This window comes from Pandoraea sp. XJJ-1 (assembly GCF_026802345.1).
GTDB classification, from domain to species: Bacteria; Pseudomonadota; Gammaproteobacteria; order Burkholderiales; family Burkholderiaceae; genus Pandoraea; species Pandoraea cepalis.
On the sequence record NZ_CP113827.1, the window covers coordinates 1,278,632 to 1,292,032 of the forward strand.

Consider the following 13,401-nt stretch of genomic DNA (forward strand, 5'->3'; position numbering starts at 1 on the left):
CATGCGAGACGGGCGCGGGCGGGGGCGAGGATGCGGAAGATGAAAGGCCGGTGCTGGCGTTGTGTGGTGACATCTGGACGGCCGAACCCGCCTGTGCACCTGCGCAAATCAGGCCAAGCGCGGTGGCCGTGAAGCGTCTGGAGACCCGTCGTAAGCGCGTACCTCGCGCGGAGACTGCGTTGGAATCGGATTGCATGATGGATGGGCCCCCCGGCAGCCATCGAATCGAATTCCCGAAATATACCGTTCTATCGGCCCACTGTCGTTGGGGAGAATCTCAAGCGGAGTACCGCGCGGCCAACATGGCGTTTTCGGCCCATCGACGTTGTGCGCCGGCCCCGCGGACTGCGGAGCCGGCGCCGGGTCACGCCGCGAGGACGTCAGCCCGTGTTGCGCAGCCCGGCGGCAATGCCGTTGATGGACAGGTGGATGCCGCGACGCGCGCGCTCGTCCGATTCCCCCGCACGATGCCGGCGCAACAACTCGACTTGCAAGTGGTTGAGCGGATCGAGGTAGGGGAAGCGGTTCTTGATCGAGCGGGCGAGCAGCGGGTTGTCCGCCAGTCGCTCCTCGTGACCGGTGATGAGCGCGAGCGCCTGCGACGTGCTCTGCCATTCGGCAACGATGCGATTGAACACGCGCTTGTGCAGCTTTTCGTCCGGCACCAGTTCGGCATAACGCGACGCCACGGCCAGATCGGTCTTGGCGAGCACCATGTCCATGTTCGAGAGCAGCGTCGCGAAGAACGGCCAGCGCTTGACCATCTGACGCAAGGTATCGAGACGCTTTTCGCGACCTTCGGCGTCGGCCTTCGCGGCTTTACCTTGCCCGCCGTCGAGAAATGCCTGCACGGCGCTGCCGAAGCCGTACCAGCCGGTGATGAGCAGACGGCACTGGCCCCACGAGAAGCCCCACGGAATCGCGCGCAGGTCTTCGATACGACGGTTCTTCGGATCCGAGAACTTGCGCGAGGCGGGACGCGAGCCGATGTTGAGCTCGGCGATTTCCGCGATCGGGGTGGCCGAGAAGAAGTAGTCGGTGAAGCCCGGCGTCTCGTAGACGAGGTCGCGATACGCGGCGAAGGCCGTGTCCGAGAGCGTCTGCATGACCTGTTCGTACGCGGCCAGACGCGGCGGCTGGTTGCGGCTCGGCAGCAGCGTGGCTTCGAGCGTGGCCGCCACGATGGTCTCCAGGTTGCGCCGCCCGATCTCCGGGTTGGCGAACTTGCTCGCAATGATCTCGCCTTGCTCGGTCAGACGAATCTGCCCCTTCACCGTGCCCGGCGGTTGCGACAGGATGGCCTGGTAGGTCGGGCCGCCGCCACGCCCCACGGTGCCGCCGCGGCCGTGGAACAGGCGCAGGCGAATGCCTTTCTCTTCGAACAGATGGACCAGTGCGAGTTCGGCCTTGTACAACTCCCAGTTCGACGTGAGGAAGCCGCCGTCCTTGTTGCTGTCGGAGTAGCCGAGCATGACTTCCTGCTCGCCGCCTTGCTGCGTGACCACCTCGGACATGCCGGGGATGTCGAAGAACGCGCGCATGATGACCGGCGCATTGCGCAAGTCGGCAATCGTTTCGAACAGCGGGATGACCATCGCACCGACCTTGGGCTCGATGGCCTTCGCGCCGTTGCCACCCAGCGCCCCCTGGAAGAGGCCGGTCTCCTTTTGCAGCAGCATGACTTCCACCAGATCGCTCACGGTTTCCGTATGCGAAATGATGTAGTTGCGCACCGCGCGGGGGCCGAAGCGGGCGCGGATGTCGCGCGCCGCGGCAAACACGGCCAGCTCGTCGCGCGTGCGCTGCGAGTAGTCGAGATAGGGCGAGAACAACGGGCGCGGCTCGCGCAGTTCGCGCAGCAGCAGGGCGAGCTTCTGGTCTTCGTCGAGCTTCGCGTAATTCGCTTCGATGCCCGCCTTGGCGAACAACTCGGCGATGACGGCTTCGTGAATGTCCGAACTCTGGCGCAGGTCGATGCTGGCCAGATGGAAGCCGAACACCTCGGCGGCGCGTACGAGCGGGCCGAGGCGTTGCGCGACCAGAGCGCCGCCATGATGCGCCATGAGCGACGCGACCACCGTATTCAGATCCGAGATGAATTCGCTCGCGTCGAGATACGGGCTGGCGCGACCGACCGCGACGCGATGCGGCACATGGCCGACCCATTCGCGCGCCGTAGCGGCCAGACGCGCGTACACGCCGATGAGCGCGCGTCGATAGGGCTCGTCGGTGCGGTGCGGCGAATCGTCGGGCGAGCGGCGCGCGAGCGTGAGCAGCGCGTCGCTGGCGCCGGCGAGCAGTTGCGAGACGGACAACTCCGCGCCCAGCAAGTGCACCTGTTCGAGGTAGTGCGCGAAGATTTCGGTGGCCTGGCTCGTGATCGCCAGTTGCAGCGTTTGCGCCGTGACGTTCGGGTTGCCGTCGCGATCGCCGCCGATCCAGCTACCCATCTGCAGGAAGCGGCCGAGGCCTTCGGCGCGCACGGCGGGCACGGCGTCGTGTAGTTCGGCGCTCACGTCGTCGTACAGGGCGGGAATCTCGGAGAGGAACGTGCTCCGGTAGTACGACAGCGCGTTCTCGATTTCATCGGCCACGGTCAGGCGCGAACTGCGCAGCATGCGCGTCTGCCAGAGCGTGGTGACGTAGGCACGCATGGATTCGGTGTTGCGCGAGGCCTCACGCTCGGTGAGGGCGTCGTCGCGATGCGCGAGTAGACGGGCAATTTCGCGCTCGGCGTCGAGAATGCTCTTGCGCTGGACTTCGGTCGGGTGGGCGGTGAGCACCGGCACGATGAGCGCGCTCGCGAAGAACGCCTGCAGCGTGGCGGGATCGGCAAGGCCGGCGTCTTTCAGGCTTTGCAGCGCGGCGCGCAGGCTGCCCGGCTGGGCCCGGCTGCCGGCGAGCGCGTGCACGCGACGGCGGCGGTTGTGATGGCGGTCCTCGGCGATGTTGGCCAGATGCGAGAAGTAGCTGAACGCGCGCACCACCTCGATGGCTTGCTCGTTGGTCAGACCGTTGAGCAATGCGCCCAGCGCGCGGGCGGCGCTGCGGTCGCCCTCGCGGTGAAAGCGCACCGCATTCTGGCGAATGGTCTCGACCAGATCGAACGCGTCGCTGCCTTGTTGCTCGCGCAGCACGTCGCCCAACAGGCGGCCGAGGAAGCGGATGTCCTCGCGCAGCGGGGCGTCCTTGTCTTCACGCGAGCGGCGGGCCTTGCCCTTGGCCGGCCCATCTGCCGTCAGGCGGGAAGTGGATGGGGCCGCGGCTGCTGCCTTCGCGGGGGAAGTCTTGCCGACCGACTTGGCGAGGCCCTCTTGCGGGGCTTTTACCTTTGCGCTGCTCTTCATGTCGCTCCTCTCACGACCCGCCGTTCGGGCCGGTCAAGCGTGTTACCATTTTTTCTTTTGGTCTTCACGCGGTTGCTGAATGAACTTCGCTGCTCCTGAAACCCTGGTGATCGCTTCGCGCGAGAGCCGGCTCGCCATGTGGCAAGCCGAACACGTGCGTGACGCGCTGCACAAATTATATCCGCAGTGTCGCGTGAGTATCCTCGGAATGACCACTCGCGGTGACCAAATTCTCGATCGCTCGCTCGCGAAGGTCGGCGGCAAGGGGCTATTCGTCAAGGAACTCGAACTTGCCCTGGCCGATGGACGGGCCGATCTCGCCGTCCATTCGCTCAAGGACGTGCCGATGCAACTGCCCGAAGGCTTCACGCTGGCCGCGGTGCTAGAGCGCGAGGATCCCTGCGACGCTTTCGTTAGCAACGATTACCACAGTCTCGATGCACTGCCCGCCGGGGCGGTGGTCGGCACGTCGAGCCTGCGCCGTGAAGTGAGTCTGCGTGCCCGGTATCCGCACCTGTTGGTGGCGCCGTTGCGGGGCAACCTCGATACGCGTCTGGGCAAGCTCGACCGGGGCGATTTCGCCGCGATCATTCTTGCGGCGGCCGGTCTCAAACGCCTGGGATTGGGCGAGCGCATTCGCGCCACGCTCGCGCCGGAGGTGAGCCTGCCGGCCGCCGGGCAGGGCGCGCTGGGCATCGAAGTGCGCGCAGGACGTCCCGAAATCCTGCAATGGCTCGCCGCACTTCACCATGGCCACACCACGCTGGCCGTGAGCGCCGAGCGCGCCGTGTCGCGTGCGCTGGGGGGCTCGTGCCAGGTGCCGCTGGGCGCGTTTGCCGAATTTACGCAGCAGGGCGACCTGGCACTGCGCGCTTTCATTGCGTCGACGGACGGCGCGACGGTGCTGCGCGCTCAGGGCACGGCCAATGTCGCCGACGGCGATGTGGCCGGCGCCGAGGCGCTCGGGAAGCGGGTCGCGCAGGAACTGATCGATGCGGGAGGCTTGGCGCTGGTGCCGCCGCCCGAGCCCAAGGATCCTCCCGCTTGAGCCCGCGCGCGCCGGCCTTGCCGCCCGCCGCTGGCGTTGCGCCAGCGTCCGTCTGCGGGCGCCTTGCCGGTGGGGCAATGTCGCCTCGCTCGCCGTGCGCCATCCTGACGCGCCCCGACGGACAAGCCCATGCGCTTGCCCGCGCGTTGCGCGCAGAAGGCATCGACACGCTCGCATTCCCGCTGCTGCACATTGCCGCGCAGGCCGACCCGGACACATTGGCGGCGCTTGATCGCGCATTGCGCTCGCTGGCGTCCTACGCGCTGGCGGTGTTCGTCTCGCCCAACGCCGTGACGCATGGCCTGGCTCGGCTGGCGCTTCTGGCATCCCTCGATCATCGAACGAGCGACGACCGCACCGATGTCGGTATCCACGTGGGCGACTTGTGGCCCGCGGCATTGCCGGTGGCGGTGGTCGGCCCAGGGAGTGCGCAGGCGCTGGCCGACGCCGGCATCGCCGCGCCACGACATCGGGTGATCGTGCCGCCGGGCGGTCCGGCGGCACGGTTCGACTCGGAAGCGCTCCTCGCGCAACTCGACCTCGCTTCGCTGGCAGGGCGCCGCGTGCTGATCGTGCGGGGCGACGGCGGTCGCGAACTGCTGGCTGACACCTTGCGCGCCCGTGGCGCGCAGGTGGACCTCGTCAGCGCCTACACGCGTCGGGCGCCCGCGCCGGACGCCGCCGCGTGGGCCGCGCTGGAAGCCCGGCTGGCTTCGCCGGAGCGTTGCGCCTGGGTGCTGACCAGCTCCGAGGCGGTGCGTCATCTGGCCACGCAGCTCGCTGCGCGCTACGGCACGCGCGATGGCATCCACACGCCGGGCACCCCGCAGGTGCTGGCGCAAATCCTGGCGGCGCGGTGCTTTACGTCGCATGTACGCATCGCAGATGCCGCGCGGGCTGCGGGGTTTGATAGGATTACGCAATGCACGCCCGGCGACGAGAACTTGTTGGCGGCACTCAAAACATGGGCGGATCCCATTCAAGTCAAAGCATGACGACAGATAATCGCGTTCCCGAGTCTTCCCAGAACCCGTCGGCGTCGACCGGCCCGGCGGCGTCGAATGCAACCACGGCCGGCGGTGCCCCCTATGGCACGACGGGTAGTCCGCCCGCATGGCAGCCGCCCGAGCCGCCGCCTCGGCGTCGAGGGTCGGGGGCCGCGCTGCCCTGGCTGCTCTTCGTGCTCGTGTCGGCCGGGGCCGGCATCGGCGGCTGGTCGCTGAACCAGAAGCTCGACCGCGTGCAGCAGGAAATGGCGCGCCGTCAGCAGACGGGCGACGCACAGGTCATGCAGGCGCAGGTGCGAACGGCGCAGGCACTCGACAATCAGCGCGATCTGCAAAACCGGCTCACGGCGCTCGAAGGGCGGGTGTCCGATTCGCGCAGCCAGCAGGCCGCACTCGAACAGCTCTATCAGGATCTGGCGCACAACCGAGACGAATGGGTGCTCGCCGAGACCGAGCAGATCGTCACGAGTGCGAATCAACAATTGCAGCTCACCGGCAACGTTCGCGGCGCGCTGATTGCGCTGGAGGGTGCCGATGCTCGCCTGGCACGCTCCGGCGCACCGCAGCTCGCGGGCGTGCGCGACGCGTTGAAGAAGGACATCGACCGGCTCAAGGCCGTGCCGGCGGCCGATTTGCCGCAACTGACCGGCAAGCTCGATCAGGCGATTGCCATGGTCGACACGTTGCCGTTGCAGGCCGAGGAGCGGCGCGTCGACCCGACGTCGGCGGCGGGGGGCGCGGCCGGTGCGGGCGGCGTGAGCGAAGCGGGCTGGATCGCGACGTGGCATCGCCTGTCCTCGGAGATGCTGGGCAGCCTCAAGCAACTGGTGCAGGTCCGCCGGTTGGACGACCCGGACGTCATGCTCGTGGCGCCGGAGCAGGGCGCGTTCCTGCGGGCGAATCTCAAGCTGCGCCTGCTCAATGCGCGACTGGCGCTGCTTGCGCGCAACGCGTCTGCTGTGCATAGCGACGTGGTGGTCGCGGAGGCCGCGCTCGATAAGTATTTCGACGCCAAGTCGCGTCGCATCGCCGCCGTGAAAACGTTGCTCGACCAGGTCGACGCGGGTTCGCGCACGATCGAACTGCCGACCCTTGACGCCAGCCTGACCGCCATCGGTCAGGTCAAGGACGTCAAGGACAAGCCGTAAGGAGCCGGGCATGCGAGGACTGATCTGGTTAACGCTCCTGTTCGCCGTCGCCGCCGGCTTTGCCGTGCTGGCGACATTCAATCACGGACAGGTGGTGATGCTCGTGCCACCGTACCGTGTGGACGTATCGCTGAACCTTTTTGTGCTGGCGTTGCTGGCCTTGTTCGTTGCGCTGTACGTCGTCATTCGTATTCTGCGCAACATCTACAAGATGCCGGAGCGCGTGGCCGCTTACCGCAATCGCCAACGCAGCCGTCGCGCGAACATCGCGTTGCGCGATGCCGTGGCGAATCTCTTCGCCGGTCGCTACACGCGGGCGGAGAAAGCGGCGCGCGAAGCTGCCGAGCAGGACGACAATCGCGGCGTGGCGGCGATCATCGGGGCGCGCGCGGCGCATCGTATGCGCGAGTTTGCGCGTCGCGACAGCTGGCTGGCCGAGGCGCAGGGGGCGAACCTCGAAGAGGCGCGTCTGTTGCAGACGGCGGAGTTGCGCGTCGATACCCGTGATGCGGAAGGGGCGCTCGAAGCCCTGACCGAGATGCGGGCGCAGGGCGCGCGCCGCATGCAGGCGCAGTTGGTCGCCCTGCGAGCACATCAACACCTGAAGCATTGGCCCGAGGTCCTGGCGCTGCTCAAGGTGCTGGAAAAGCGCGAAGCGCTGCATCCGGCGCTGGCGGCCAAGCTCAAGCAGACGGCCAGCGAGGGCATTCTGCGCGATCACCGCCACGATGCCGACGCGCTGCTCAAGTGCTGGAATGAATTGCCGGCCGATGCGCGCACGTCGGCGCGCATCGCCGATGTCGCGGCGGAGTTGCTGATTTCGCTCGACCGCCTGCGCGAGGCGCGCGATATCGTCGAGGCCGCGCTGGCCGAGCACTGGGACCCGCGTCTGCTGCGCCGCTATGCCGATTGTGCCGGCGGCGATGCCCTGCCGCTCATCCAGAAGGCCGAGGCGTGGCAGCAGCGACATCCGAACGATCCCGATCTGCTCTTCGCACTGGGCAAGCTGTGCCAGCACCAGCGGCTGTGGGGCAAGGCGCAGACGTTCCTCGAAGGGGCACTGCGTCATACCGACGACCGGCATCTGCAACAGCGCGTGCATCTGGCGCTGGCGCAACTCTTCGAGGGGCTCGAGCAGATGGAACTGGCCAACCGCCACTATCGGGCCTGCGCGAGCGCGTAAATGGCTGGCGAGCGAGCCGTCAGGCTCGCATCGTCATTCGATGGCCGTTGCTTCGTTCCCCGAACTCTGACGCAACGGCAGTTCCGGCAAGCGGCCGAGCGCGACGATGGCCAGCGCGGCAATGAGGGCGCTACCACCGAAGAAGGCGCCGAAGGCGAGCCGGACATGATCTTCCATCCCGGGCGGTGCGCCGCCTGGGCGAAGGAAGTCGGTCAGTTCGCGCGGTGCGCCGCCGTCTGCCGAGACCAACAGCCCGACGATGAGCGCGCCGAACATCGCGACGCCGATCATCCCGCCGAGCGCCCGGAAGAACGCGTGTGCGGCCGTCGCAATGCCGATGTCGCGCGGTGCAACGGCATTTTGCGTCGCCACGGTCATCACCGGCATGGCCGAGCCGAAGCCGATCCCCACCAGTCCGAGACACAGCCCCACGACCCAGAGCGGCAGCGACTGCACGCCGAGCGCAATCGTCGTCAGTCCCAGCAACGCCACGGGCAGGCCGATCTGTGGCGGACGCTTGTAATGCCCCGTCGCGCGCATGTAATGTCCCGCGCTGAGCGCCCCCACCACGATGCCCAGCAACGGCAGGATCAGCATCAGCCCCGAACGGCTGGCCGATTCGCCGCGCTGCAACTGAAGATAAAGCGGCACGTAGATTCCGATACTGATGTTGACCATCATCACAAGCACGGCCATCGTCGATGTCATCCGGAACACCGGATTGGCAAGCAACGCCACCGGTAGCAATGGCTCGCGCACCGCCCGCTGGTGGCGCAGAAAGATCGCCCCCACGATCACGCTCGCAGCGAGCAGGCTTGCAATGGGCATCGACACCCAGGCGTAGCGATGTCCGCCCCACGTGAGCGCCAGCAGCAGGCAGACGGTCGCGGCGATGAGCAGCGCCGACCCGAGATAGTCGATGCTGGGTTTGCCCTCGCGACGGGGCAGGTGGCGCAGTGCGCGGTCGCTCAGGTAGATGGCGAGCAGGCCGAGCGGGAGATTGATCCAGAAGATGAGCGTCCAGTTCAGGTACTGAGCGAATACCCCGCCGGTGATGGGACCCGCCACGCCGGAGACGGCGAACATGCCGGAGATATATCCCTGATATCGGCCGCGCTCGCGCGGCGAGACGATATCCGCGATCACGGTATTGGACAGCGCGATGAGGCCGCCCCCGCCCAGCCCCTGCACGCCGCGCGCCACGATCAGCGCGAGCATGCTCGGCGCCAGCGCGCACAGCACCGACCCCACGAGGAAAACGGCCACGCTCACGGCGATGACGACGCGTCGTCCGAACAGATCGGAGAGCTTGCCGACGATCGGGGTGATGGCCGTGGATGAGAGCAGATAAGCGGTGACGACCCACGACACGGCGTCGAAGCTACCGAGGTCTCGGGCGATGGTCGGCAGGGCGGGCGCGACGATGGTCTGGTCGAGCGAGCCCAAAAACATGATGAGCAGCAGGCCGGAGAGGATCGACTTGACCTCGGTGGGGGTGAGCGAGACGCCGGCCGGCGTCGTCTGAGAGTCGTTGGCGGGCATGCGGATCTTTGGGAGCAAAAAACAGGCCGTCCCGGCAAGGACGGCCTTTTCGATGCGAAATATATTACTCCCAACGGATGGCCACGGTGGCGACCCGGCCAGCGGCCCCGTGGCGGGGTGGTCTTGCCCGGCGAGATGCGGTTTCGTCAGCCGATCCCGCCGTACCCGTCATTGGTTGACGAGCCGCGCGGGCACGGCCAGCGTAAGCAGTCCGCCCAGAATCATGAAGATCGTAAGCAGGAACATGCCGCTGTTGGTGCTGTGCGTGGCGTCCTTGAGAAAGCCGATCAGGTACGGGCCCACGAAACCGGCCAGATTGCCCAGCGAGTTGATCATCGCGATACCGGCCGCGGCGGCGGTGCCGCCCAGAAAGGCCGTGGGCAGGCTCCAGAACAGCGGCAGCACGATCATGATGCCCATCGTTGCCAGCGTCAGGGCGACCATGGCGAGCTGGGTGTTGTGGCTCCAGGTCGTCGACAGGAACAGGCCGATAGCGCCAACGAACGCCGGAATTGCAATGTGCCAGCGACGCTCGCCGCGCAGATCGGAGCGACGCCCGACCACGACCATCGCGATCACCGAGAAGAAATACGGAATGGCCGTAAGCAGGCCGATTTGCAGCGGATCGGTCACGCCCGTGCCCTTGATGATCGTCGGCAGCCAGAAGCCCACACCGTACAGGCCGATCACGAACGAGAAGTAGATCAGGCTCATCATCCACACGCGGGGGCTGGAGAACACCCGGCGCAGCGGCAGGTCTTCCTTGCTGAGCACATCGCTGGCGATGTTGCGCTCGAGCATGGACTTCTCGGCATCGTTGAGCCATTTGGCGTCGCGAATGCGGTCGTCGAGCACGACCAGCACGATCAGCCCGATCACCACCGACGGGATCGCTTCGATCAGGAACATCCATTGCCAACCGGCAAGGCCATTCACGCCGCTCATGTCCTTGAGGATCCAGCCCGAGAGCGGTCCGCCGATCAGGCCGGACAACGCCACGGCCGTCATGAACCAGGCGGTCATGCGTCCGCGCCGCGAGGCCGGATACCAGTAGGTGATGTACAGGATGATGCCGGGGAAGAAGCCCGCCTCGGCCACGCCGAGCAGGAATCGCATGATGTAGAACATCTGTGGCGAGGTGACGTACATCGTCGCGCCCGAGATGATGCCCCACGAGATCATGATGCGCGCGATCCACACGCGGGCGCCTACGCGATGCAGGATCACGTTGCTTGGCACTTCGAAGAGGAAGTAGCCGAAGAAGAAGATACCCGCGCCGAGACCGAACACGGTCTCGGAGAATTGCAGGTCGCCGACCATCTGCAGCTTGGCGAAGCCGACGTTGACCCGGTCGAGATACGCGACCACATAGCACAGCAGTAGAAACGGAATCAGCCGCCAGCCGACCTTGCGGTAGGTGGCCGCTTCAAAGTCGGCCGACGACGCATCGGTCATGGGCGAGGGGGGCGTGGGAACGCTGTTCATACGGAAGCTCCTCCGGTTTGACGTGGTGTTGTCTGTCGTTATGGTGTGAGTGCGACAACTACGGGATTACCGACTGCAAAAACGATGGGTCGATCAGATGCAGCGTCCGCCGTCGACCTCCAGGCACACGCCGGTGATGAATGCGGCGTCGTCGCTGGCGAGGTAGAGACAGGCGTTGGCAATGTCCTGCGGCGTGGAGAAGCGCCCGAGCGGAATCCCGGCGAGGAATTTGGCGCGGTTCTCGGGGGTGTTCGGCACGCCCATGAATTCGGCGGTCAATCCGGTATCGCCGATGACGGGGTTGACGCAGTTCACGCGGATGTTCTTCGGGCCGAACTCGGCGGCCATGGCCTTGCTCGCGGTAATCACGGCCCCTTTGCTGCCGTTGTACCAGACGAGTCCCGGACGTGGTCGCACACCCGCCGTCGACGCGATGTTGATCATCACACCGGCGCCGCGCTGCAGGAAGTACGGCATGACCGCGCGCGCACTCCAGAAAATGCTCTTGACGTTCACGGCATAGACGCGATCGAACTCGGCTTCGGTGACTTCGAGCAGTGGCTTGTTGCGATGCGTGGTGCCCGCATTATTGACCACGATGTCGAGATGGCCGAAGCGCGTGACGGCTTCGCCCAGCAGGGTGACGTGATCGTCCTCTCGGGACACATCGCCGCATACGAACGCCGCGCGCCCACCGGCCTTGGCGATGTCCGCGGCCACGCGTTCGCCGGCCTCGCGGTTCAGATCGTTCACGATGACGGCGGCGCCTTCGCGCGCAAACGTCTTGGCAATGCCCTCGCCGAAGCCGGAACCGGCGCCCGTGACGATGGCCACTTTCTCTTGCAAACGCATGCCTTGTCTCCCGAAGTGCCTGGGGATGGCGAAGCGTCGGACACAGGGCGTGCGCTCGATGCTTCGCCGCGATCTAGATCAGGGAGTGTGCAACCGGTCCTGCGAATCAACCGTGCCGGATGGCCACGGTCTTGAGTGTCGTGAAGCCATAGAGGGCTTCGAAGCCCTTTTCACGTCCGTGGCCGGAGTGCTTCCGCCCACCGAACGGCAGCTCCACGCCGCCGCCCGCGCCGTAGTTGTTGATGAAGACCTGTCCCGCGCGAATGTCGCGTGCCAGGCGCATCTGGCGTGCGCCATCGCGCGTCCAGACCCCGGCGGCCAGACCGTAGGGCGTGCCGTTGGCCAGCCGCACGGCGTCGGCCTCGTCAACAAACGGCATGGCGGCGAGCACCGGACCGAACACTTCCTCGCGGGCGAGGCGATGGGCGGCGGGAACGTCGCGCAGGAGCGTGGGGGCCTGATAGAACCCGGTTTCCGGTGCACTGCCGACGACTTCACCCTGCGACATCACCGCAATGCCATCGTGCTGCGCTTCGGACAGGAAGTCCCACACGCGTTGCTGCTGGCGCGCACTGATCAGCGGGCCGAGATCGAGATCGTCCCGAGACGGTCCCACGCGCAGATGTGCGAACGCCTCGGCCAGACGCGCGAGCAGGCGCTCGTAGGCGTCGCGCTCGATGAGCAGACGGCTGCCGGCGGAGCACGTTTGTCCGGCGTTCTGCACGATGGCATTGACCACGACGGGCAGCACGGCGTCCATGTCGGCGTCGGCGAAAACGATCTGCGGCGATTTGCCGCCGAGTTCGAGCGTGACGGGCGTATGGTTTTCCGCGGCCATCTGCGAGATCAGCGTGCCGGTCGCTGGCGAGCCGGTAAACGAGATGTGATCGATGCCCGGATGCCGCGCGAGCGACGCACCCGCCTCGGCGCCGTATCCGGTCACGATATTGAGCGCGCCCGGCGGCAGCCCGGCGTCGATCGACAGCTCGGCGACGCGCAGCAATGACAGGCAGGCGTCTTCGGCCGGCTTGACAACGCAGGCGTTGCCGGTCGCGAGGGCCGCCGCCACGCTGCGTCCGAAGATCTGCAGCGGGTAGTTCCACGGAATGATGTGACCGGTCACGCCGTGCGGCTCGCGCACAGTGAACACGGTGAAGCCGGGCTGGTAGGGGATCGACTCGCCGTGCAGCTTGTCGGCGGCCCCGGCGTAGAACTCGAAGTAGCGCACGATGGCGGCGGCATCGGCGCGCGCCTGCTTGAGCGGCTTGCCGGTGTCGCGCGCTTCGAGCTGTGCCAATGCCTCGTGATGTTGGGCCAGCACGTTCGCCATTGCGTAGAGTACGCGGCCCCGCTCGGCGGCGCTGGTGCGGCCCCAGTCGCCGTCGAAGGCCGAGCGCGCCGCTCTCACGGCGCGGTCGATGTCCTCGGCGTCGCCGCGGGCGATCTGGCTAAAGACTTGTCCGTCGGAAGGATCAACAACGGGAATCGTCGGGCTCTTCGCGGGAGCGACCCATTGGTTGCCGATGAAGTGTGTAGCTTCGGGCATGACAACGTCACCTCGTGTGGGGGTGGCCCTCATTATCACTTAACTCGCGAGGGCGTTGACCGTCGCATGCGTCACATCCGCACAAACACCTAAATTGATCGCATTGTAATTAAAGAGATTTTATTGCAATTTTTTATCACCTATCCTTGATCGTAATGAATCGCCAGACGGACATCTGGCGTGCCCCCATCGCTCGCCGCCTGCGCTTCTGCGCGCCGTGGCGACAACGTCGAACGGAAGTAT

Annotated in this window: 9 protein-coding genes; 4 read left to right on the top strand and 5 right to left on the bottom strand. The window is 66.4% G+C overall.

From position 1 onward, the window contains the following. Positions 1 to 380: 380 nt before the first annotated feature. Complete coding sequence (gene ppc, locus OYT13_RS05890) at positions 381 to 3,347, bottom strand: phosphoenolpyruvate carboxylase (protein ID WP_327198119.1); 2,967 nt, start codon at positions 3,345 to 3,347, stop codon at positions 381 to 383. Between the two features lie 79 nt (positions 3,348 to 3,426). On the opposite strand from ppc, the gene hemC reads away from it, so the two are divergent. From hemC to OYT13_RS05910, 4 genes are all read left to right on the top strand, one after another. Beyond that, entirely contained in the window at positions 3,427 to 4,395 is a 969-nt protein-coding gene (gene hemC, locus OYT13_RS05895; protein WP_261939015.1) for a hydroxymethylbilane synthase, read from the top strand. A 77-nt stretch (positions 4,396 to 4,472) separates the two neighbouring features. After that, entirely contained in the window at positions 4,473 to 5,390 is a 918-nt protein-coding gene (locus OYT13_RS05900) for a uroporphyrinogen-III synthase (RefSeq protein WP_268567407.1), read from the top strand. Beyond that, positions 5,387 to 6,550, top strand: a complete 1,164-nt coding sequence (locus OYT13_RS05905; protein ID WP_261939013.1) for a uroporphyrinogen-III C-methyltransferase — start codon at positions 5,387 to 5,389, stop codon at positions 6,548 to 6,550. The genes OYT13_RS05900 and OYT13_RS05905 overlap by 4 nt, the downstream gene beginning before the upstream one ends. 10 nt (positions 6,551 to 6,560) lie before the next feature. Next, positions 6,561 to 7,733: a heme biosynthesis HemY N-terminal domain-containing protein gene (locus tag OYT13_RS05910; protein ID WP_150564311.1), complete on the top strand. Its 1,173-nt coding sequence runs from the start codon at positions 6,561 to 6,563 to the stop codon at positions 7,731 to 7,733. Positions 7,734 to 7,766: 33 nt separating this feature from the next. Here the strand turns inward: OYT13_RS05910 and OYT13_RS05915 are convergent, their stop codons facing one another. The 4 genes from OYT13_RS05915 to OYT13_RS05930 form a co-directional block, all read right to left on the bottom strand. Further along, the gene (locus tag OYT13_RS05915) at positions 7,767 to 9,275 is read right to left on the bottom strand and encodes an MDR family MFS transporter (RefSeq protein WP_268567408.1); all 1,509 of its coding nucleotides are present in this window, start codon (positions 9,273 to 9,275) and stop codon (positions 7,767 to 7,769) included. Between the two features lie 168 nt (positions 9,276 to 9,443). Then, positions 9,444 to 10,760, bottom strand: coding sequence for an MFS transporter (locus tag OYT13_RS05920; RefSeq protein ID WP_039830645.1), 1,317 nt, complete (start codon positions 10,758 to 10,760; stop codon positions 9,444 to 9,446). Positions 10,761 to 10,853: 93 nt separating this feature from the next. Beyond that, positions 10,854 to 11,612 (bottom strand): SDR family oxidoreductase, encoded by a 759-nt coding sequence (locus tag OYT13_RS05925; protein ID WP_150564313.1) that lies wholly within the window; start codon positions 11,610 to 11,612, stop codon positions 10,854 to 10,856. A gap of 106 nt (positions 11,613 to 11,718) precedes the next feature. Next, positions 11,719 to 13,158: an aldehyde dehydrogenase family protein gene (locus tag OYT13_RS05930; protein WP_268567409.1), complete on the bottom strand. Its 1,440-nt coding sequence runs from the start codon at positions 13,156 to 13,158 to the stop codon at positions 11,719 to 11,721. Positions 13,159 to 13,401 lie beyond the last annotated feature (243 nt).